General features: G+C 72.4%; 4 protein-coding genes. 2 read left to right on the top strand and 2 right to left on the bottom strand.

Annotated elements, in window-relative coordinates:
* Positions 1 to 180 precede the first annotated feature (180 nt).
* The gene (locus tag OG937_41805) at positions 181 to 19,419 is read left to right on the top strand and encodes a hypothetical protein (protein WUD77787.1); all 19,239 of its coding nucleotides are present in this window, start codon (positions 181 to 183) and stop codon (positions 19,417 to 19,419) included.
* A gap of 12 nt (positions 19,420 to 19,431) precedes the next feature.
* Entirely contained in the window at positions 19,432 to 21,963 is a 2,532-nt protein-coding gene (locus OG937_41810; GenBank protein ID WUD77788.1) for a right-handed parallel beta-helix repeat-containing protein, read from the top strand.
* Between the two features lie 118 nt (positions 21,964 to 22,081).
* Here the strand turns inward: OG937_41810 and OG937_41815 are convergent, their stop codons facing one another.
* Together OG937_41815 and OG937_41820 are read right to left on the bottom strand one after the other, a co-directional pair.
* A complete protein-coding gene (locus OG937_41815) occupies positions 22,082 to 22,933 on the bottom strand; it encodes a hypothetical protein (GenBank protein WUD77789.1) in 852 nt (283 codons plus the stop codon).
* A gap of 103 nt (positions 22,934 to 23,036) precedes the next feature.
* A complete protein-coding gene (locus tag OG937_41820) occupies positions 23,037 to 24,809 on the bottom strand; it encodes an MOSC and FAD-binding oxidoreductase domain-containing protein (GenBank protein WUD77790.1) in 1,773 nt (590 codons plus the stop codon).
* Between the last annotated feature and the right edge of the window lie 180 nt (positions 24,810 to 24,989).

Raw genomic sequence — 24,989 nt, forward strand, 5'->3', positions numbered from 1 at the left:
GGGACCTCCGGACGGTCCTTGGAGAATCCGGTCACCACGACCACGCACCACGCCCCCCGCCGGTTCACCGCCGCGCGCGGGTTTGACCCACGTCACATGAACCACAGACGTGCCCCGAGCGTGGTCCACGTGGAGAGCTCCGCCGTGCTCCTCCGCTCCGAACTGGGAGGGATCCCTCACATGCCTCGCCCGAGCGACTGGAACGTTCTCGGCCTCCACGGGGATCCGACCCCCGGAGACCCGGTCCAGATCCGTCTGCTGGTCGATGACCTGGTCAAGATCGGCACGCAGGCGAGGTCCATCGCGAAGGCCATCGACCAGGTGATGAACACGGCGGACAGCAGTGTCTTCGCGGGGAAGACCGCCGACGCGTTGCGGGGCAAGGTCGACGACAGGCTGCGCAACCACATCAACGACGTGGCCGACTCCTTCTGGGAGGTCTCCCAGAACCTCAGTGCCTGGGCGAACCACATCGAGGATGCCCAGCGGCGGGCCGACGGCGCCCTGTCGGCCGCACGCGGCCTGGCGAAGGACGACCCGCAGGTGGAGGTCCACCGGCAGACCGCCGAAAGCGCGGGCACGGAGCTCGCCGACGTGGGCAACACCACCGCGAATTCCATCAGGAACGCCTCCGACATCCGGCTGCCGATCTCGGACTGCCAGGTCTTCTGGGAGATGTTCCAGATCCTGGCGATCATCCTCATCGTCCCGGCGCTGATCTTCGGCGGTCCGGTCGCCCTGCTCGCCCTCGGCGTCAACATGACGTTGTTCGTGAAGGCGGCCATCGATTTCGCCCGCGGCGACATCGGTTTCCTCGACCTGTTCCTCGCCGGGCTCGGCATCATCGCCCCCACCACGAAGGCGCTGCCGATCTTCGCCATCGGCGGCCTCATCAAGTCCGGCTTCAAGGCCGTCCTCCAGTGGGGACGCAACGGCTTCCTGTCCCTGAAGGACCTGGTCACCGGGTTCCGGTTCGCCACTGTCTTCACCGGTCTGCGGGACGTCGCGCGGATCAGCCTGACCTGGGTGCGCGAGGGCGGGCTGTGGGTCATGCAGAACTTCCACAACGTGCCCGCGCTCGCCGGCTCGGTGTTCGTCAAGGGCGGGCTCGTCGTCGTGCAGGGCGTCCGCTCCATCCCCGTGGTGGTGCGCGGGTGGGGGTCGGCCGTACGGGCCGGCGCCCCCGGGGCTTGGCAGAACTTCCGGATCTTCGCCCAGGAGACCTGGAGCAGCCAGATGGGCGGCGGCAAGTGGACGCGCCTGATCCTGCCCGTGACGCACACCGACATCGCGGAGTACGGGCTGAAGGGCGCCCTGCGCATGGGCTTCTGGGACCGCGGCGTCATGGGCCGCGGCGTGTGGGACCTGCCGGTGGGCGGCACGGTCGCGCACACCGCGAGCACCGTGCCGATGGGCCCGCACGGCGCGACCCCGCACCTGGACCTCGGGCACGCCAACATCAACATGGCCCGCATGGACCTGGAGAACCTGCGCTTCGGCAACTTCGCCGACACTCACACCTCCGTCCGCCCGTCCTCCTTCTCCGTGGCGCCCGTCAGCACCGTCGACCTGACGGGGCTGCGGGTCGGCACGGTCAACCCCGTCGCGGTGCACGGTGCGAACGCCGTGTTCGACAACTCGACGGCGGGATTCCGGGCAGTGCGGCACATGGACGACGTGGTCGACATCGCCGGTACACAGATGAGCCGGATGAGGATCGACGCCATGGACGCGGCGCCCGGCCAGATGAGCGGGGGACTCGGGGTGAGCGCGGCTGCCCCGGGCGGCCATGTGACGCACTCCTCCGGCCTGTACGTGCCCGGCTCCGCCGGGACCCCGGTCGTACACGAAGGCGTGGACGTCGCCGCCCTCGTCGCCAAGGGCAACGGGGGCAACCTGCTCGCGCAGGGCCCGACGGGCGTCCTGACGGCACCGCCCGGCGGGACCGGCGCGCTGCACACCGCCCTCACCGGAGTACCCGCTCCCGCCCCCGGCGCCACAGGGCTCCACGACCTGCTCGCCGCCCCCGGCGCCCCGGGCGCGGGGACGGGCGCCGCGCACTCCGCGCTGACCGGCGTCCCGGCGCCGCCGAGCGGAGCCGGGGTGCACGACCTGCTCGCGGCTCCGGGCGGAACGGGCGGCGCCCACGGCCCGCTCACCGGGGTCCCCGGGCACCAGAGCGGCACCGGCGCCGCCGGAGGCTCGGTGTTCGACCTGCTGTCGGGCGGCGCCAAGGGGACGCCGAACAACCCGGTGCCCTCGCACATCGGGGCCGACCTCGGCGACAACGTCGCCGGGGCCGCACGCGCCAACCAGGCGCATATGGCCCTGGACGAGATCGTGCGGCCCGCCGGCAGCGGCCGTCCCGGCTCCGTGGTCACCGACACCGTGCCCGGTTCCACCGCCCACGGCGTCCCTGCTCCCGGCCTGCCCAAGGGCGGCGTGCACGGGACACCGCCCAAGGACGCGGCCCGCTCCGCGCTCGACCTCCTCGACGACGGCCGCGGCGTCCGCCCCGTCGACGGGCCCGCCTTCGCCGGCGCTCCCGGAACGGGGAAGGCCGTGGACGCCGACACGGGGCACGCCTTCGCCGGCGCGCCCGCGCGCAGCACCGACGACGTGGTCGCCACCCCGGGCACGCACGGCAAGGCGGCCGTCAGCGGCGACGGACACGTCGCGGTGCCGCTGCGTCAGGACCCCGCCCCGGCACCGGCGACCGGGTCGGGCGGCGGGCGCGTGCACTCGCATCAGGCGGAACTGTTCCACGAGGTCAACCTGAAGCTGGGCAAGATGGGATCCGGCGCGGTGACGGTGGAGGCCGTCACCGCCGCACGCCAGGTGCTGGAGGACCTCCGCGGCGCGGCCTTCACCAAGGTCGACATCCGGGCCCAGGCCGACCAGCTGGCCGTGCACCTTGCAGGCCCGGAACGCGGGCACCTCCCCGGCGGTGTCAGGGACACCGACCTCACGCACGACGCGCCCACCAGCCCCGGGCCCGGCGGGCACCACGCACCGCCCGTCCCGCCGCGGCCGCCGCGGCCCGAGAGCGGCCTGCTCGACGGGCTCGATGACGTGGACCTGGACGACACCGGCGCACCGATGCGTTCGCACCTGGACATGGACGACGACTCGGTACCCGGCTCCCCGGTCGGTGAGCACGGGACCGAGGACCTGGACGGCTTCTCGGAGTTCGTCGACCTGATCCGCCCGCTGCGGCAGCACGTGGAACAGTCCATCGACAACCCCGCGGCGAACATCGAAGTGGCCCTCGTGGCCAGCCCCGGAGGCCGTACGTGGCGCGAGTTCTCCGACGACGTCGGCCACGCCATGGTGGCCGTGATGCTGCCGGGCGAGCGCAAGCCGCTCACGATCGGCTTCTATCCGGAGGAAGGACACCTCTTCGGCAACCCGGGTGCCATCGTCAACGACGCCGAATACCTGGTCTCCGGGCACGTCCGCGTACTGGGCACCTACCGGATCACGGCGGCGCAGCTGTTCGACGGGTACCGGTACGCGATGGCCAACTCCGGTGCCGTGTACGACCTGTTCCGCTACAACTGCGTGCGGTTCGCGGAGGGCTTCGTGTCCGCCGCGCTCGGCAAGTCCGTCGCGGACCTGTGGGTGGCGGCCCCGTACCGTCTCGTCGACACGATGCTGCGCCGCGACGGCGCCTGGCACTGGGCGGACGGCACGTCGCCCGTGGCCAAGCTGACCGCCGACGACACGATCCGGTACCAGGACGCCTTCGGGGAGGTGGAGGACTGGCGGCGTGTCGACCCGGACGGGGTCCAAGGCGCCACCGACCAGGCGAAGACCTTCGTGCTCTTCGACCACCAGCGTCCCCTGATCGACGGCAATGTCAAGACGGTTCCGCAGCGGGAACGTCTCGAGATCCTCGAGCAGTTCGAGAAGATGATCACGCACACCATCCTCAACTCGGGTGACGACGCGGGACGCCAGCTGTCGCGTCAGCTGGGCGAGACGTACGGCACGCTCCGTCCGGGACTGTCCGATCTGCCGGGACCGTCCGTAACGGTGCCCGCCGCCGACGACTCGCTCTCCGGGATCGGGCGGGGTTCCGTCGACAGCGTGCCGGAGCCGGTGCCGAGCCCCGGCGGGTCGGCCGCGGGGGATTCCGCCGGTCACCTGCCGCCGTCCCCGGTGCAGTACCCGTCCGACGTGCAGCACATGTTCGGCGAGATCGACGACATGCTGGACGAGATGGGCCTGTTCCGCTCGTCGCTGGACGACCTGCCGTCCGGTCCCCCGTCACCCGTGCACCCGGGGACGGGCGGGGGCGGCGTCCACGTCGGCACCGGCGGGGACGACCTCGCACGGTTCATGGACGACACTCGGCCGGTGCGGCAGCACCTGGAGCACGCGATCGCCGACCCCGCGGCCGACATCCGGCTGGTCCTGGGGACCGACGGTTCGACGGGCGCGCGTTCGCTGACGGTCCTGCTGCCGGGCCGGGACGCGCCGGTGCCCCTGGGCCCGGGTGCGCCGGGCGAGCTCGGTGCTGTCCGCGGCACCGCCGACGGGGCCCCGGCGGGCGGGACGCACGTCGTGGAGGAGCACCGGATCACGGCGGCACAGCTGGAGAACGCCTATCTGTACGCGGCCCGGAACCTGCCGCTGTGGCACACCGACGCGGGCCGGTTCACCGACGGGTTCATGAACGCGGTGCTCGACGCGCGGCCGGCGGTGCCCGATGGCTCGGCCGGCAGGGCGGTGCGCGACGTGACGGCCGATGTCACGGACGCGCCGCTCGTGGCGGGGGACAAGGGCAAGGGCAAGCCGCCCGGCGGCACCCTGGACACCACCGGCACCGGATCGGACCACGGCGGCGTGCGCGGGAACTTCACGGACGACCTGTCGGAGATCGACGCGTCGGCCGCCATCACCGACGCCCGCCGCGAGCTGATCAACGCCCGCACGATCCGCGACGACCTGCAGACGCGCTACGTGGACGGCGTCGGCACCTCCGCCGAGGTCGACGGCTTCCGCTACCTCGAGTCGTGGCAGCAGGTCACGCAGGCCGACGCCGCGCTGGCCCGGGCCGAGGCCCACTGGAACGACCTGACCGGCGGAGCACCGCTCCCCGAGGTGCAGTCCTACACCGGCCACGGCCTCGGCGGCGGCGCGCCGCGCCTTCCGGACGGTCTGCGTTCGCTGCTGCACCTCAAGGGCCGGGGCGACGCGGTGCCCCCGGCTCCCGAGGGAATCGTGCAGTCCGTGGACCACGTCCCGTCGGCGACCCACGTCGTCACCCCGCTGGAGGGCGGGAAGCTCAGCCACGCCCTGGTGCCCAGCGGTCAGGACCTGACGGTGGCCCACTGGCTGAGCGAACCGCAGTCGGCCCACGGCTGGCCCAAGGGCCAGGGCAAGGAGGCCTACGAGGGCGATCTCAAGGCCCACCAGGACATCCTGACCAAGGGGCTGGCGCGCGCGGAGCACGACGACGCGCTGAAGTCGGTGCTGCTGCAGCAGCAGAAGTCGTTCGACGAGAACACGCGGCTGTTCCAGGCCCTCGAAGGCCGAACGGAACTGCGGAACCTGCGCATGCCGCAGCTCTCCGCGATCGTCATGGCCGAACGGCGCGCCATCCGCACGCTCGCGGCGGACACGGACCAGCTGACCACCAAGCTGCGCGGCGACGAGTGGGAGTGGGCGAAGGGCTACCGGCTTGACGGGGCGGAGGCCGGTGAACTCATCACGAAGGTCCACAAGCATCTGCAGGACGAGCTCTCGCTCACGGTGAACCTCAAGCTCGGCAACCAACTGCCGGGCGGCGGGACGCTGCTGGACGCGATGACCGCGGACCAGCAGCTGCTCCGCAACGCATGGGAGATCGACAACGCCGGGGCCGGGTACTACGTCACGCGCGGCAACACGGAAGAGGCCCTCGGCCTGCCGGCGTCCGTGAAGCGGACGACGGAGGCCTCCGGGATCTACCCGGGCCAGGGCGGCAAGGCGTTCGCCCCGACCGCTGCCGACCTCGTGGACCTCCCGAACTACGCCGCCCTCACCTCCAAGTACCGGCCCAGCGGCGTGAAGATGTACGGGCAGGCGGTCTTCCACCTCAAGCCCAACTTGATGGAACGGGCCACGTTCACGCCTGCGGACAGCTTCGGCCAGGGCCTGGAGGGCGCCCTGAGCGTCACCGGGCGAGGCAATATGCTGCCGCTGCTCAACCACGGCCCCGAGGTGCTGGTCCGGCTCGCCTTCGCCGAGGCGACCGACTTCCAGTACGACAGTGCGTTCCGCGGCCTGCGCGATGCCGGGAAGCTCGAGGGGAAGCTCAACAGGTACTTCGAGGCCCAGCTCCACGGTGGCGTGAAGTGGGACGACCTCGACCGCGTCGTGCTCGTGAACGACGGCTTCAACCCGGCTGGACTGCAGGCGCAGAAGCTGCAGCTGGAGCAGTTCGCCAAGGACAAGGGGCTCTCGTTCACGGTCGAGGTCCACAGCGCGCGACCAGGCGCCGCGGCCTCCGCCTCCGGAGTGCACCCCGCGCCCCCGGCGCCCCCCGGATCCGGTGGGACCCACCCGGCCGGTACGGGTGGCCCCGGGCCCGCGCCGGCCCACGCGCCCGGGCCGGTGAGCGGCCACCCGGGCGGTCCCGACACGCCGCCCGCGCCGGGCGGGAGCAAGTCCGGCGGCGTGGCCGACGAAGTACACGAGAACTACGAGGACCTCCGCTTCACGGCTTCGCTCCTCGACGAGAGCGGTGCGCCCAGGGCGGACCTCTTCACCGGTACGGCCTTGCGCGTCGAGCGGTCCGGCGACGCCTCGTTCGTCTCCCCGGCGGCACCGTCCGCCTCTGGGGGCTCCGCGAAGCTGACCGATGACCAGATCCTGAACGTCGTCGTCGGCACGGGCGGCCGCAACGGTGACGAGCGCCGTACGCTCGGCGGTTTCGAGTTCGGCGCGGGCACCCGCAGCAACGACGGCAAGAACCTCGTGTCACGGCCGATCGTGGTCACGGTCAAGGACGGCGAGACGGAAGCGGAGGTGGCCGTCCACCTGAACGTCATGCTCAGCTCGGGCAACGAGGCCGACGTGACGGTGGCGGGCAAGAAGCTCGCGAACACGACGGAAGTCACGATCACCGGGAGCAAGTACCACCTCACCGCGCGACCGCACACCGACCAGAACCTGATCGACCTGCACGGCCCGTCCAGCGACACCGCGTCGAAGTCCATCCACGTGGGGCCGAGCAACGCCAAGTCCGGCTGGAACAGCAGGCCGGGCAACACCAGGAACCTCGCACAGGCCCTCGGCGTCTCGGAACAGAAGCTCATCGAGGCACTCGACAACCGGTTCCCGCCGAGCGGACTGGTCGATACGATCCACCGGTTCCAGGACGACGTGGAGCGCGCCGTCGTCCACGGCTCCGGCGCGGAGGACGTGCGGGTCCACTTCCAGGGCGACAAGTCGTTCCCCGTCCGAAGCGACTCCAACGGCGTGTCGCCCAGGAGCGGTTCCGTGCCTGCCGGTGTGGTGGACGACGTCTTCCATGGTTCGGTTCCGGGTGCGGGGCGGGTGGATCTGACGCTGGATCCCGGTTGGGATGTGGCGCGTGGTGCTTCGGTGCCGAACACGGTGAAGCATTCGTGGGTGGATCCGGTGTCGACGCCGCGGGGTGGTGGTGCGCATGCGCCGCGGTATGAGGTGCGCGCGGGTTATGACGTGCGGCGCTTCGAGTTGGGGGACCGTTCGGTCACGGATCTGACGGTGAGGGTGCGCCTGGCCGATGAGGGGCTTTCGGCGACTCAGGTCGACGCGTTGTGGGATCGTGCGGTGTCCGGTGTGGAGCGGGTCTTCAACCGTCCTGGTGAGACGTTGCGTGACGGCAGTGTTCTGCACGTGACGCTGGAGCGGGTCGCGGGCAATGCGTCGGACGCTCATCTGAATGTGAGGGTGGGGCGGCCGCAGGGGGCGATGAACCAGCATCAGTGGCGGGTCGATGCCACGGAGCAGGATCTGGCGCACGAGTTGGGCCATCAGCTGGGTCTGCGGGACGAGTACCGGGACACCACGGCCGGGCATCGGCCCGAGGTCGACGGCAGCCTGATGGGCAACTACCACAATGCCGCGCCCGAGGGTCTGTCCCAGGGCGGGCTGCGTGGCCGCTACCTCGACCTCATCCACACCCAGGTGGCGAGCCACGACCACGTCCACGTGCCGCACGTCGGCGTCGACGCGGTGGACGCGGTCGCCCCCCACGCACCCGACAAGGGCAAGGCCAAGGCCAAGGCGGGTACCTCGCGGGTGGCGGTCGACCCGGCCACGTTCACGCGGCAGACGGACGCCGGGCGCTTCAGCGCAAGCTTCAGCGACATCGTGGACAATTACCGGCTGACGCCGGTGGCCCAGTACGACGGTGCGGCCAAGGGCGCGCTCCAGGGCGGTGAGGGGACGCGCTTCGTCGCCACGGTCATCGCGACCCCGGACACGGATCTGCTGAAGCTGGCGCAGACGTACGGGACGGCATTCGGCAAGCAGTCCCTCGGCGAGCGGCTGGGCCTCGTGATCGGTGTGAACGGACAGGTGGGCAGGGACGCCGACATCGTCGACGCCGTGCGGAAGTTCGCTCAGCAGTGGGAGAAGGAGGGCGACTTCTCGGTTTCCGTCAGCGGTTTCACCTGGGAGCAGCGGAACCCCAACCTGTTGAAGGACGGCGGCCAGAAGATGGTGCCGTTCGGCGCGCTCCGCGAGGCGGTCATCCGTGACGATCTCACCCGGGGCATGCTCGACAAGCTGAAGGTGAACGCCGAGGGAGAGGTGTACCTGCACGTCGGTGACGCCGACGTCAAGAGCATGGTCATCGGTGGGAAGCCGCTCTTCGAGCGTGCCGCCGCGAAGATCGAATCGCTGAGCGCCGACAACAAGCTTCCTCCGGAAATGGTGAGCGGTGGTTACACCCTCCCCGGGGGTGCCGCGAAGAACGCCGCGGATCTCGACCTGGCCGTGCGCGACGCGATGGCGAAGACCGACACGCGGGCGATCTACTTCCCCGAGCCCAACACGTTCGTCCGTGTCGACCCGAAACTCGGCCTCGAGAAGGACATCCGGTTCGGCGAGATCTCCGGAAAGTCCATCAGCTACGAGGCCAGGGAGGGGGAGCGGCTCCTCGACAGCTCCCTCAAGAACCGCGGTTACCTCTGGCAGGGGCGGGAGAACCAGGGCTTCGTCTTCGATTCGCATCTCGCTCTGGTCACGGACGGGGAGCGGATCGCCAAGGAGGTGGGGGACCACCCGCGGTCGATCCTCAACGGGCTGACCCAGAGCCACGCGAACTCGAAGACCTGGACCGAGCAGATCGAGCGCTACATCAAGCTGCACCACCCGGACGTGCTCGTGAAGGACGCGAACCTCGGGAAGAGCCTGGCGGCCATCGCCTTCCACGACATCCAGGCGGACGGCATCACGGCCCTCAAGACCCTGACGCGCAAGGAGCTCGGAAAGGCACTTCCGGCAGAGGCGGACGCGCTCAAGAAGGTGGCCGGCGACCACCCGGGTGCCGTCAAGCAACTGCTCGACATGGCCGTCGACACCCGTAACGCCCTGGTCGACGGCATCAACAGGAACCTGCCGCAGTCCGTCCCCCCGTCCGCCCCGGCCGCGAGTACGTCCACGGCCGCTCACGCGGGCGCCGGTACGGGCGGAGGCCGGCTGACCCCGGACGCCGTCCGGATCCTGGACAGCATCACGGGATCGAGCACGGTCGACGGCTCCCGCCGTACGCTCGGCGGCTTCGAGTTCGGAAGGGTCCGGGACACGGGGAGCACGAACCTCATCTCGCGGCCCGTGCTGATGACGGTCACCGAGGGGGACAAGTCGGTCCAGGTGGCCGTCCACCTCAATGTGATGGTCACCCCGAGCGGGAGGCTCGACGGAACGGCGGTCACGCTCAACGCGTCGGACTTCCATCTGACCGCGCGGTCGAAGGCCGCTCAGGACCTCATCGACAGGTCCGGGCCGTCCGCTCTGACCGCGGACAACTCCATCCATGTGGGGCCGAGCAACGCCAAGACCGGTTGGGACAACAGGGGCGGTCACCTCAAGAACCTGGCGGACGAACTCGGCATCACGAGGGACAGCCTGGTCAAGGCGCTCGACAGCCGTTTCCCGCCGGGCGAGCTGCTCGACACCGTCGCGCTGTTCCAGCGGGACGTGGAGCGCGCCATCGTCCATGCCTCCGCCTCCGAGGTCATCACGGTGGAGTTCCGGGGCGACAAGTCGTTCCCGGTCCAGGGCAAGTCCCCGGGTGTGTCGGCGCGGGCGGTCGACGCGCCGACCGGTGTGGCGGACGACTTCTTCCTCGGTGCCGGTTCTGGCGCGGGTCGGGTGGATCTGACGCTGGACGCGGGCTGGGATGCGGCGCGTGGTGCGGCGGCGCCGAACTCGGTGAAGCATTCGTGGGTGGATCCGGTGTCGACGCCGCGGGGCGGTGGCGCCCATGCTCCGCGGTACGAGGTGCAGGCCGGTTACGACGTGCGCAGGTTCGAGGTCGGTGGGCGTTCGGTCACGGACCTCACCGTGCGGGTGCGGCTGGCCGGTGACGGTCTGTCGCCGTCCCAGGTGGACGCGTTGTGGGACCGTGCGGTGTCGGGTGTGGAGCGGGTCTTCAACCGTCCTGGTGCGGTGCTGCGCGATGAGAGTGTTCTGCACGTCACGCTGGAGCGCGTCACGGGCAACGCCTCCGACGCCCACCTCAACGTGAATGTCGGTGGTTCGCGGGGCGCGATGAACCAGCACCAGTGGCGGATCGACGCCACCGAGCAGGATCTCGCGCACGAGCTGGGCCACCAATTGGGTCTGCGGGACGAGTACCGGGACACCACCGCCGGGCACCGCCCGGAGGTCGACGGCAGTCTCATGGGCAACTACCACAACGCGGCCCCTGAGGATCTGTCGCAGGGCGGGCTGCGCCCCCGCTACCTGGACCTCATTCACGCCCAGGTGGTCAGTCACGATCACGTCCCTGTGCCGCACGCCGACGTCGACGCGGTCGACGGGATCGCCCCCCAGGCGCCGAAGAAGGCCAAGCCGAATCCCGCGCGGCCCGCAGCCGTCCCGCCCACCTTCACGAAGCAGACCGACGCCGTGCGATTCACCGACGGCTACGGCGACATCGCAAGCCACTACCGGTTGAAGCCGGTGGCCCAGTACGACGGTGCGGCCAAGGGCGGGCTCCAGGGCGGTGACGGGACGCGTTTCGTGGCCACCGTCATCGCGACCCCGGACACCGATCTGCTCACGCTGGCGAAGACGTACGGGACGGCGTTCACGGATGAGTCGGTCCTGGGTGAGCGGCTGGGTCTGGTCATCGGTGTGAACGGGCGCGCCGGCAAGGAAACCGAGATCGCCGACACGGTGCGCACGTTCGCCCAGCAGTGGGAGCAGGAAGGCAACTTTGAGGTCTCCGTCACCGGCTTCACGTGGCGCCAGCCCGATCCCAAGCTGGTGGAGGCCGGCGCCCAGAAGGAGATTCCCTACGGTGCGCTGCGTGAGGCCGTCGTCCGCGACGACCTCACCCGTGGCATGCTCGACAAGGTCAAACTGAACGCCGGGGGAGAGGTGTACCTGCACGTCGGTGACGCCGACGTCAAGAGCATGGTCGTCGGAGGCGAGCCGCTCTTCGAGCGCGCGGCGGCGAAGATCGAGTCCTTGAGCGCGCAGAACGACGGGTTCGCCCCCGAGATGGTGAGCGGTGGTTACACCCTCCCCGGGGGTGCCGCGAAGAACGCCGCCGACCTCGACCTGGCCGTGCGCGACGCGATGGCGAAGACCGACGCGCGGACGGTCTACTTCCCCGAGCCCAACACGTTCGTCCGTGTCGACCCGGCCAACTCCCTCGGCCTGGAGAAGGACATCAGGTTCGGCGAGGTCTCCGGAAGGGCCGTCAGTTACGAGGCCAGGGAGGGAGAACGCCTCCTCGACAGCCTCGTCAAGAACCGCCGTCACCTGTGGCAGGGGCGGGAGAACCAGGCCGTTGTCTTCGACTCGGGCCTGGCCCTGGTCACCGACGGCGAGCGGATCGCCCTGGAAGTCGGCGACGACTCGCGGTCGCTCCTCACGGGCCTCACGCAGAGTCATGCGAACCCCAAGACGTGGACCGAGCAGATGGAGCACTACCTCAAGCTGCACCACCCTCACGTCCTGACGAAGGACCAGCACGTGGGGAAGAACCTGGCGGCGATCGCCTTCCACGACATCCGGCTGGACGGCACGGAACTCCGGGTGATGAAGGGGAGTGAACTCACCACGCTCCTGAAGGGCGAGTTCACGGCGGTTCGCTCGGCGACCGGCGGCGTCAACGACACCTTCAAGCAGCTCGTCCAGATGTCTATCGACACCCGGAACGCCCTGGTCGGCGGCATCAACAAGCACCTGCCGCAGTCCGTCTCGGCGGCCGCCCCGGCTGCCGCGGGCTCCACGCGGCTGACCGGGGACGGGGTGCTGGACGTCATCATCGGCGGGGGCGGCGGAAGGCCCGGGGACGCGCGCCGTACGCTCGGGGGCTTCGAGTTCGGCGTGGAGACCCGTAACAACGGGGGCAACAACCTCATCTCCCGGCCGATCGTGGTCACGGTCAAGGACGGCGGGACGCAGGCGGAGGTGGCCGTCCACCTGAACGTGGTCCTCACCTCTGGCCACGAGACGCGGGTGCCGGGCGGGTCGTCGGTCACGATCAAGGGCAGCGACTTCCACCTGACCGCGCGGTCGAAGGCCGCCCAGGACCTGATCGACGAGCACGGACCGTCCATCCTGACCGCGGACAACTCCATCCACGTGGGCCCGGGCAACGCCACGACGGGCTGGAACAACAACCGTGGTCACTTCAGGAACCTGGCGCAGGAGCTGGGTGTCTCGGAGGACAGCCTGCTCGAGGTGCTGAAGAGGCGTTTCCCGCCGGAGGATCTGCTGGACACGCTCGGGCGGCTCCAGCAGGACGTGCGCCACGCCGTCGTGCACGGCTCCGGTACGGAGACAGTGACGGTACGTCTGGAGAGCGGGGACAAGTCGTTCCCCGTCCGAAGCGACTCCAACGGCGTGTCGCCCAGGAGCGGTTCCGTGTCTGCCGGTGTGGTGGACGACGTCTTCCATGGTTCGGTTCCGGGTGCGGGTCGGGTGGATCTGACGCTGGACGCGGGCTGGGATGCGGCGCGTGGTGCGGCGGCGCCGAACTCGGTGAAGCATTCGTGGGTGGATCCGGTGTCGACGCCGCGGGGTGGTGGCGCTCATGCGCCGCGGTACGAGGTGCAGGCCGGTTATGACGTCCGGAGGTTCGAGGTCGGTGGGCGTTCGGTCACGGATCTGACGGTGCGGGTGCGGCTGGCCGGTGAGGGTCTGTCGCCGGCCGAGGTGGACGCGCTGTGGGACCGTGCGCTGAACGGTGTGGAGCGGGTCTTCAACTACCCTGGTGAGACGTTGCGTGACGGCAGTGTTCTGCACGTCACGCTGGAGCGGGTCGCGGGCAACGCCGCTGATGCTCATCTGAACGTGACCGTGGGGCGGCCGCAGGGGGCGATGAACCAGCATCAGTGGCGGGTTGATGCCACGGAGCAGGATCTCGCCCATGAGCTGGGCCATCAGCTGGGTCTGCGGGACGAGTACCGGGACACCACGGCCGGGCATCGGCCCGAGGTCGACGGCAGCCTGATGGGCAACTACCACAACGCCGCCCTGGAGGGTCTGTCCCAGGGCGGACTGCGCCCGCGCTACCTGGATCTCATCCACAGCCAGGTCGCGAGCCACGACCACGTCCACGTGCCGCACCTCACCGCCGCCTCGGACGACGTGATCGCACCGGGTGGCGGCACGGGGGAACGCGACCTGCTCGACCCGGCCGTCTTCAAGACGCAGACGTCCGGCTCCGGTTCGGCGATCGACGCCGTCGAACGCCGGATGGCCGAGCTCCACGACGTGCACGGGACGGACCTCGCCGGGCGGATCACGGCGCTTGACGAACTGACCGCGGCCGCCGACGACTTCCTGACCGCTCACCGTGGTGCACCGGGCGCCGCCGGTGTCGAGCGCGTGCTGGTCCAGGCCCGGTCCGAGAGCGGCGCCTACCGGCTGCTGCAGGAGCACGGCGCGTTCGGCACGGGACACGGCCGCGGCGTGGCCGCCCTCGAAGACCTGGCGACCCGCGTCCGTGCCGTCCTGGCCGGCGACGACCTCACGCAGGCGACCCGCCTGCGGCTCCAGGACGCGCTCACCGACACCGAACGCCAGGCCGGCGCCCTGCGCCTGCTCGCGGGGAACGACGTACCGGCAACGCCGGCCCCCGCCCCGGCGGCCGCAGGGCGCGGCACCGACGACGTCCCCTGGGCCGAGGACTACCGCCGGGTGGAGGAACTCCTCGGCCGCGAGGGGGATCCCCGCCGGGAGGGCTGGGACGATCTGACCCGGGCCCGGCAGGACCTCGGCAGTGCGGAGGACGCGCTGTCGCACGGGGAGGCGAGCACATCCCAGGGGCTCAGCACGATCGAGGAGCAACTGCGCTCCGACACGCTGGCGGCCCGCGACCGGGTCACGTCCGCGATCGACGGCCTGCGGGACCAGGGGATCGACCCGCACCAGGTCGAGAACCGGATCCGGGGCTTCAACGAGCGGGCCGCCGTCGACCGCGGCGCGACCCCCGGCGCCGGCAGGCTGAGTGAACTGCCCGGGAACCCCGAAGGGAGCGTCACCCGGGTCGAGTTGAGCGACTCCGGCATCGAGGGGAACAACGGACTGGTCATCGAGCGCGTCGAGGCCGGCGACGGCAGCGTCAGCCACCGCGTCCTCGGCCGTGGGCTCGAGCCCGACGAGGGCCGGACGGTTGCCTTCCGTGGCGGCGGGTTCGACGTGCGGCACACCGCGTCGGACACGGTGGTCCGCTACAACGAGTCGGGCGTCAGGACCGCCCAGGAGGTGCCGCTGCGGAACGCGGCCGAGGTCCCGAACGGCCTGCGGCTGCACACCGATCTCAACGGCCGCGGCCGCCCCGTGGCGGTCCGCCTCACCGGCCCGGACGCCGAGCACCACCTCGCGGAACCGCTGGAGGACGGGGCGGTCCGCGTCACCGACATCCGTACCGGCGGAACCACGCGCTTCCGCACGAGCGGCCGCCCGATCGACGAGGGCCTGCGGCTGCGGGGAGCGGACGGGGCGCCGGCCGAGGGAGACCTCGTGCTGGTGCGTGAGGACGGCACCACCCGCGTCACCGACGTCCAGGGGCGCGACGTGCCCCGCACGGTGACCCCCCTGGGCGACGGCGCCGGTTTCCGGATCACCAACGACGTCAGCGGTGCGTCCGTACGCCACGACGGGGCCGGCCGGCTCCAGGAGAGCGGAGTGTCGCTCACCCGCGCGGACGGCGGACGCGGTGACCTGTTCCTGGCCCGCGACGGTGCGGGCACCCACACGCTGACGAACGCCCTCGGCGTCCCGCAGCGCGGCGACGTCACCGCCTTTCCCGGGGGCGCCGGTTTCCGGATCATCGACGACGGGACCGGCGCGACATCCCGCTACACCCCGGACGGCCGCTGGCAGGACGCCGGGACCGCCCTCGCGGACCCGGCGGACGGGACCCGCGGGGCCAGGGTCGCGGTCGCGGACGGCTCCGGCGGGCTGCGTCTCACGGACGGCCTGGGCAATCCGCTGACCGAGCGTGTGATGGACGTCGGCGGCGGCCGGCTCCGTACGATCGACGGCACCACGGGGCGGACCGTGCTCCACGACGCCCAGGCCCGTCCGGTCGAGACCGGGACGGCACTCGCCGACCCGGCGACCGGGCGCGGCGCCCGCTTCGTCGTCCCGGACGCCGCGGGCGGCCACCGGCTCACCGACGCCACGGGCGCCGCCCTGCCCGAGCGGGTCCAGGCCCTGCCCGGCGACGGCGGTTTCCGTGTCACCCACGCCACCGGCTATCGGACGTTCGCGGCCGACGGCGCCTTCACCGGCGACGGCCTGCGCCTCACCGGCCGCGGCGGCGAACCGGCGGGCCACCTGGACCAGGCCGCGGGCGGGGGACAGCGGTGGCTGGACGACGCGTTCGCGCCCGACCCCCAGCGGGCCGTCACCGTCCACGGGAACGGCCACATCGAGATCGCCCGGCCCGGGGGCGGCCACCAGGTGTTCCACGGCACGACCGGGGACCTGGTCCGGGAGGTCACCCCGCTGCCCGGCGGCGGCCACCAGGTCACCGCGGCCCACGGTTCCTTCGCCCGCCACGACCTGGGCGGCGCCCTGACCGCCCACGGCACCCCGCTGCCGGACGGGGCGGGCGGACGCGTCCTCGTCACGCGGGCGCCGAGCGCGGACGCGCCGAACGGCGCGCACTGGCTGGAGGACCCCGCGGGCAACCGCCTGCGGCACTGGAACGCCACCGGGCAGCCGACGGGCGGTGTGCGGATCGAGTGCACGCTGCCCGGCGGAGCGCGCCGCGGAGAGTTCCTCGAGCTGGACCCGAACGGCGTGGTCGCCCGGCAGGGCTTCAACGTCCTCGACAAGGGCAGGACGACCCCGTACCAGTACGTCCTGGACCACCGGAGTGGCACGTGGGCCCGTACCGGGGGCCCCGATGGCGCCCCCCTGGGCGTCTTCCACCACGGCAAGGCCGATCTGACGGGTGCCGCGAACGGCAGGGTGGTGCTGCTCAGCGCGACCGGGGCTCCGGTTCCCGTCTTCGAGCGCCGTGTGCTGCCCGGCGGCGGGCTCCTCGACTCCTCCCGCCGCACCGACAGCATCGCGTTCGGCCGGACCAACCCCCGTACGAGCTGGGCGCGCTGGGGCGACGAGGCCGCCCTCTCCGGCTCGGGGGTCCGTCAGTACGACACCGCGGGCACCGGCTGGCGCGACCTCGACGGACGCGGCGACGTCGTCCACGAGTACCAGGCCGGCCTGCAGAAGCACGCCAACGGCACGGGCCACACGCTGGCGCTGCGGAACGGGAACGGCGAGCTGCGCTGGCACCGCTTCGACGGCGCCGGCGAGGAACTCGCCGAGGGCCCCCGGAGCCCGGACCGGTTCGACTCCGGCTGGACCGACCTCGCCGACGACGGGCGGACCCTCGTCCAGCGCAAGTGGGGCATGGGCCGCCTGCCGGAGCACGCGGGCCAGTACGAGGAGCACAAGCTCGTGCAGGACGCCGGTGCGCCCGGCGGGTGGAGGACCGACGGGACCTGGCAGCGCCAGTCCCCGCACGGCAAGGAGGTCGGCAAGGCCGAGGTCGTCGACGGCCACCTGCTGGTCACCGAGCGGTGGCGCGAGCAGCGCCCGCCCGTCTGGGTCCGCAAGGCCGGGCTGCCGGGTGCGCGGCACGCGGAGGGCGGGTACGCCCATGTGCTCGGCGACAACGCCCACCAGCTGTTCACCTGGGAGAAGCGGCCGATCGGCACCGCGACCGGCGAGGGGACCTCGGGTGTGCGGTACGTCGGGCTGGACGGCGGAATCCTCGACCTGACCGCGAACGGCGACTTCGCGCGCCTGACGACCAAGCTGCACGACGGCACGACGATCAAGGTCGGCGACCACGCCGGCCGTCCCGCGTACGAACCCGCGGCCGCGGCGCACCAGCCGTGGGAGGCCGGGCAGTCGCGGGGCTACCGCGTGCCGCAGGACCCGGCGGCCACCGGCCTCCTGTGGCAGGACGAGTTCCGCGACGCCCTGGGCGCCCGCCACGTCGCCCGCGAGGGCCTCCCCGGCGGGGTGGTGCGCGAGTACACCACCCCGCGGGCCGTGGACACCCCCGCCGGCCACGGCACCTGGGTCACCCGTGACGCGCACGGCAACCTGACCGGGATGCGGCAGCCGAACCCCAACGGCACCGCGAACAGCTTCATCGAGGGTGTGGGGAAGACGGACTCCGCGAAGTGGACGTGGCGGGAGGTGAACGCCGAGGGCACCTCCCTGGGCCCCTCCGGCACCCGCAAGTTCTTCCGCGGCTCCAGCGACCCGAAGCTGGCCTGGGACGACTCCTTCCGTGACCGCGACGCCACCGGCCGCCTGGTCCGCGAGCGCCGCATGCTCGACAAGGGCCGCTACGTGGAGGCCTGGCGCGACCCGGCCGACGACAACCGCTGGCTGACGGCGGCGTACGACCGGACCGGGAACCGGATCGACCCCGGCCCCGGGCTGCAGGTGCGCAGCTGGTGGAACGGCACGTCCTGGCAGGACCAGTGGTCGCGCGGTGCGCGCCACTTCCGTGACGAGCTGCGGCCGCTGCCCGGCACCGAAGGCGCCACCGTCAGGCTCCGCGAGGTCCCGGTGGGCCTCGGCGGTCCGCTGCGGGTGCGCGAGTACGATCCGGCGGCCGCGACCCCGCACTCGGTCTGGAAGGAGTTCGACCACGAGTCCGTCGTCCGTGAGCGCAAGGCCGAAAGGGGCGCCGACGGCACCGTCACCGGCTACCTGGAGACCGACGCCTGGCGCGGCCAGTGGAACCGCTACGACGCCGACGGCCGCCTCGTCGCCCAGCGCACCGACAGCGGTCTCGTCTGGGAGCGCCGGGGCCCCTTCGGCCAGATGCGGCTGGTCGGCAACGAGTACGACTACTGCGGGCCGCTGACCGAGATCCGCGGCTGGGGGCGCCGGATCCGCGAGGCCCAGCGCATGCCGTGGTCCGGCACGGTGGTACCCGATGGCTCCGGTGCGGCGCTCCGCGAGGCCCGCTACGAACCGTACTGGCGGACGGTGGCGTACAAGGCCGCCGTGGAGTTCGGCCAGGAGTTCGTGCTGGAGTTCGGCGCCAACCTGATCGTGAACGGCATCGTGGCGGCGGCTCAGAACAAGCCGTTCACCGGTCAGGACGCGCTGAAAGCCTTCGCCAACGCCGCCGTGTCCTCGGGCGTCAAGACCGGTCTCGGCATCGCGGCGCACGAGAACCGGATTCCCTGGTTCCGTAACTCCGGCAACCTCAAGGCGACCCTGGCCAACATCGACGGCGGCAAGCACCCGCAGCGCAGGCCGTTCAACCACGACAAGACCTGGACCAACGAGTGGGCCGGGAACGAGACCCCCACCCGCTGGCGCGGCGGGATCTACGACTTCACCTTCAGCGCGGGCACCAGCGTGGTCTCGGGGTGGGTCAACGGCGCCATGAACGCCGCCGTGTGGGGCGTGAGCAACGCCGACGGGACCACGGTCAAGCTCAGCGGCGCGGACGCCTTCCTGGACGGCGGCATCAACGCCACCGCGGCGCTGACCACCGCGGCCTCCACTGCCCTGGTGAAGAACGTGGTGGTGCTGGGCGGCGGCAGCCGGCTCTTCCACCGTCAGGGCTTCACGGACTTCTGGATCCAGCTACCCTTCAAGATCTTCGAGAAGTCGATCCAGTCGGTTTACCTGACCGGTGCGTACCGTGCGAGCATCAACCCGTCCTGGTACCAGGCACCACCGGCCGGCACCCAGCAGAAGCAGTAGAGGATCCGGAACATGACGCGTCACACCGTGGCCCCGAAAGGTCAAGGCGGCCGGGGGGCCTTCCACCGGATCGCCGACGCGGTGCGCGCCGCCGCCCCCGGCGACGTCGTGGTGATCGCCCCGGGCACCTGGACCGAGGCCGTGGTGCTGGACCGCGCCGTCGTGCTCACCGCCGAGCACGGCCGGGGGAGCGTCGTGCTGGCCGCGCCGCCGGGGGACCGGCCCGCGCTGACCGTCGACGGCCCGGACTGCGCCGTGCACGGCGTCACCGTGTGGGGCGCCGACGACGGGGCCCCCGCGATCGCCGTCTCGCCCGGTGCCGGGCTGGTGCTGGAGGACTGCGCCGTCGAGGGCGGCCGCATCCAGGCCCGCGGCCCGGAGGACGAGGAGAGCGGGACGACCGCCCTGATCCTGCGGCGCTGCCGCCTCGAACGCGCCCGGCTGGCCGGCCTGCACCTGGCCGGGGCGGTCCGCGCCCGGGTCGAGGACACCAGCGTCACGGGCGTGGACGGCACGGGCGTCGTGCTGTCGGGTACGGCCCGGCTGGACGCGGCCCGGCTGCGCCTGGACCGTACGACGGGCTCGGGCGTCCGGCTGCGCGGCAGCGCACGCCTGCGGCTCGCCGACTCCACGCTGACCGGCACCGGCCGGGCCGGGCTGCTGCTGGAGGAGGCCGCCGAGGCCACGGCCGGCGAACTGCGGATCGAGTCGCCCGGCGCGGCGGGTGTGCACGTGACCGGCACGGCGCGCGCCGAGCTCACCGACTGCCGGATCCGCGGCGCCTCCGCCAGCGGGGTGGTCGTCCAGGACAACGGCGTGCTCAACGCGCAGGGCTGCGCCGTCGCGGACGCCGGCGCCAACGGGCTGCTGGTCACGGGCGCCGCGCAGGCCCGCCTCGCGGACTGCCGGATCGACCGCAGCGCCTTCAGCGCCGTCCACCTGTCCGGCACGGCCACCGGGCAGCTGACCGACTGCCTCGTCCGCGACTGCGCCGAGCACGGCGTCCACGCGGCGGGCGAGGCCCGCCTCGAACTCGCGGACTGCGGGATCAGGAACGTGGCCATGACCGGCGTCGCCGTGGACGAGCAGGCCGTGGCGACGGTCACCGGCTGCCGCATCGACGACGTCGCGACGGGCATCGGCATCGGCTCGGCCTCCGAGAGCAGGGTCGAGCACACCACGGTCACCGGCACCAAGGACATCGGGGTGCGGGTCGCGACCGGCGGTACCGCGGTCCTCACCGGCATACGGGTCACCGGGGCGGGCGCGGCGGGCGTCGTCGTGGACAAGGGAGCCGAAGCCACCGTCAACGGCGGCTCGGTGGAGGACTGCGCGGGCTCCGGCGTCGTCGTGTGGACCGGGGCCCGCTCCACGGTCGCGGACCTGCGCATCGACCGGCCCGCCAAGAACGGCGTCTTCCTCGCCGAGGGCGCGGGAGGCACCTTCACCTCCCTCGACGTGTCCGGCTCCGGCTTCCCCGCGCTCCACGTGGGCGCGGGGGCGGATCCCGTCCTCCGGCACTGCCGGATCCGCGACTGCGCGGACGCGCTTGGCACGGACGAGGGAGCGGCCCCGCAGCTCGACGACTGCACCGCGGACGGCGTCCCGCTGACGTTCGGAGAACCCGCGGCCGCCCCGGCGGTGCCCGCCGCCCCTGGCGTACCCGGCGCCCCGCCGGCAGGGACGCGCCCGCCCGCCGCCGCCTACGACGAGGAAGAGCCCGAGGAGACCCTGGAGGACCTGCTGGGCGAGCTGAACGCCCTCGTCGGCCTCGACCGCGTCAAGCGCGACGTCGGCTCGCTGGTGAAGCTGATGCAGACGGTCCGGCGCCGCGAGGAGGCCGGGCTGCCCGCCCCGCCGCTCAGCCGGCACCTGATCTTCGCGGGCAACCCCGGCACCGGCAAGACCACCGTGGCCCGCCTGTACGGCAGGCTCCTGAAGGCCCTCGGACTGCTGCGCGAGGGCCACCTCGTGGAGGTCGACCGTACGGCCCTGGTCGGCGAGTACGTCGGCCACACCGGCCCCAAGACCACCGCCGCCTTCAACCGCGCGCTGGGCGGCGTGCTCTTCATCGACGAGGCCTACACCCTCGCCCCGGTCGGGGCCGGGAACGACTTCGGCACGGAGGCCGTCGCCACCCTGGTCAAGCTCATGGAGGACCACCGCGACGACGTCGTCGTCATCGCCGCCGGCTACCCGGGCGACATGGACCGCTTCATCAGCTCGAACCCGGGCCTGTCCTCCCGATTCGGCCGCACGCTCCTCTTCGAGGACTACGCCGCGGACGAACTGGTCTCGATCGTCGAGTACCAGGCCGCGGAGCACCAGTACGAACTCACCCCCGCCGCCCGCGAGGAGCTCACCCGTCTCTTCGAGCTCCTCCCGCGCGGCGAGGGCTTCGGCAACGGCCGTTCCGCGCGCCAGATGTTCCAGGAGATGACCGAACGGCAGGCGCAGCGCGTCGCCGAGCTGGACGACCCGACCGCGGACCAGCTCATGGCCCTGCAGGACCAGGACCTCCCCCAGCCCGCGACCCGCGGCTGACCGCGGGGGGTCTGCCCGGCGGATCCTGGCGCGTGTTCTCGGGACGCGGGACACTCGTGTCCTGGTGGCCCAGGACCTCGCGCAGCTCGCGGCCCGTGGCCGATCCCCGGGGGAGGCCTCAGTCGCCGGGGGCGGGCGCGGTGGGGGTCAGGCGGGTCTCCATCCGGGCCACCACGTGCTCCTGGGCTCGGCGGCGCGCTGCGGAGAGCCTGCGGTCGAGGACGAAGACCGGCAGGAGCCACGCCCAGCCCCACACGACCAGCCCGTGGGCGAGGTCCAGCGAGCGCAGCAGCGCGTTCGTGCCGTAGGCGAGGACGGCTGCGGCCGCCCAGGCAGGCGCCCGGTGGCGGGCGAGCAGTCGAAGGGGCGCCTTCGCCGGGCCGGACAGTTCGGCGAGCGTGGCCGCCAGCACGGCGGCCCGGTGGTCCTCCGGCCGGCCCCGCGACCATGCCTCGGCGCGGTGCCGGGCCTCCTCCGCCGTGCTGTCGCGCAGGGCGTACGCGAGGTCGTCGCTCTGCGCCTGGGCGCTGCCCTGCTCCAGCTGGGCGGCCGCCGCCTGCATGCGGACGTCCTCCCACCACGAGCGCTGCGACCACCGCAGCGCCGCCTGGGCGCGCTCGGTCTCCGGGGCGCCGGGCGCGAGGCGCTCGAGCCGTTCCAGCAGGGTCCGCGCGCGGGCGGCCCGCCCCGGGTGCTCGAACGCGTCGGCGGCGAGGCAGAACTCGGCGTACCCGGCGAGCAGTCCGAGGTGGTCGGGGGAGAGTTCCAGACCCGCCCGGAAGGCCTTCTCCGCCTCGTCGTCGTGGTCGTCCTCGTCCTCGCCGACGTGCCCGAGGGCCAGCCAGCAGTGGAGGTCGGCGGATGTGGGGTCCTGCCGCAGCCCTTCCCGGGCGGTCCTGCGCACCGCCGCGTGGCCGCCCGCGGCGTGGAGGTCGGCGCAAAGACCGAGGTACTCGTCCGTCGTCGTCATGTGGTCCGCCCCTGAAGTCGTGCGCCCCGGTCGGGGCCGCACCACTGTGTGGCATGCGAACACGCACGTCAACGCGGATTCGGGGCTGCGGGGCGGGGCGTTCCTACAGGTCGAGCACCAGGTCCGTGCGCGGCTGCGAGCAGCAGATGAGGGCGTTGCCCTCGGCGGGTTCGTCGACGGGCTCCGGCGCGTATGCGACACCGCCCGTCAGGACCTGGGTCTCGCAGGTGTGGCAGACCCCGGTGCGGCACGACCAGCGGGTCGGCACGTCGCACGCCTCCGCGAGTTCGAGGAGCGTGCCGTACGCCGGGTGCCACGGCACGCTCAGGCCGCTGCGGGCGAAGGACACCGATGGTCCCGTCGGCTCGCCGGGAGGGGCAGCGGGCGGGTGCGGGGTGCGGGCCGTCGCGTCGACCACGCCGGGGTTGATCGAGGACAGCGCGCCGAACGTCTCCCGGTGGATGCGGTCCGCGGCCAGTCCTCCCGCTGCCAGCGCCTCCGCCATGTCGTCCATGAAGCCCTGCGGTCCGCAGATGTAGGCGTCCGCGTCCGGCGGCAGGTCCAGCGCGGCGATCCGCGCCGTGTCGAGCCGGCCCGCCCCGGTGTAGTCCGCGCCCGCACGGTCGCTCGCGCGCGGCCTGCTGTAGGCGATGTAGGCGTGCGCGCCCGCCATCTTTCCCACCAGGGCCCGGGACTCCGCGGCGAACGGATGGCTCTCGCCGTCGCGCGCCACGTGCAGCCACCACACCTCGCGCCGGCCGCACGCGTCGGCCAGCGCGTACAGCATCGCCATCACCGGTGTGGCGCCCACCCCCGCGGAGAGCAGCACCACCGGCGTGTCGCCCTCCCCGAGGACGAAGGTGCCGCGCGGCGCGGCGACGTCCAGCAGGTCGCCCTCCCGCACGTGCCGGCGTAGGAAGCCGCTGCCCGCGCCGTGCGGCTCCTGCTTGACGCTGATCCGGTACTCCGCCGCGCCGGGCCGCCCCGACAGGGAGTACGTGCGGATCAGCGGCGGCCCGTCGGCGTCAGGCCGCATACGGACGGTGAGGAACTGGCCCGGCATCCCGGCCGGCAGCGGACGGCCGTCCTGCGCGGCCAGCGTCAGCGAGAAGATGCTGCTGCTCTCGTCCCGGACCCGGGCCACCCGTAGCGGGCGGAAGCCCGGCCACGCCGGGGGAGGGGCCGCCGTGCCGGTCAGCCCGGGGTTGCCCGCCGCGCCGCCCCCGTCCCCCGCCGGGGCGTCGAGCAGCGCCCGCATCGACGCCTGCCACCCCGGGCTCAACGCCGGGATGCGCAGGGCGCGCTCGACCTGGTCCCGGGGATGCCCGGGCAGGTACAGCAGCGCGTCGATGTCGGCGACCGTCATCGCCTCCGGCCCGGTCCCGAGCTTGACGATGTCGTCGCCCGCGGCGACCTCACCCTCTTCCAGCACCCGCAGGTAGAAGCCGGGGCGCCGGTGGGCCACCAGCAGCGCGGCCATCCTGGGCTCCGCCATGCGCATTCCGACCCGGTAGCAGGTCACGCGCGGCTGCGTGACCTCGAAGACCGCGCCGCCGATGCGGTACCGGTCCCCGATGCACACCTCGTCGTCGGGCAGCCCGTCCACGGTGAAGTTCTCGCCGAAGTTGCCGAAGGTCAGGTCGTCCCGCCCGAGCTCCTTCTGCCAGTGGCGGTACGAGTCCAGCTGGTACACCAGCACCGCCCGCTGCTCCCCGCCGTGCCCGCCGAGGTCGCCCTGCCCGTCGCCGTCGATGTTGAGCCGCCGGACCACGCGCGGCCCGGAGACCGGCTCCTTCCAGACGCCCGTGTACGTCGTCCGGCCCTGCCACGGCACGTTATTGGGCATACCGACGCTCACGGCGACCAGTGTGGCCATGCGCCATCTCCCTCGTAGCGCGAGCCCCCGCCTCCCGGCCACCGTATTACGCCCATCGTGCCGCGCAACCCGGCCGAGGGGACGGTCCCCGGCCCCCCGGGGCGGGCGGTGCCCCGCGATCACCACCGCCTAGGGTGGGGATCCCGGCCCTGGCGGCCGGGATTGCGGGCGGGCACGACG

Source organism: Streptomyces sp. NBC_00510 (assembly GCA_036013505.1).
Lineage (GTDB): Bacteria > Actinomycetota > Actinomycetes > Streptomycetales > Streptomycetaceae > Actinacidiphila.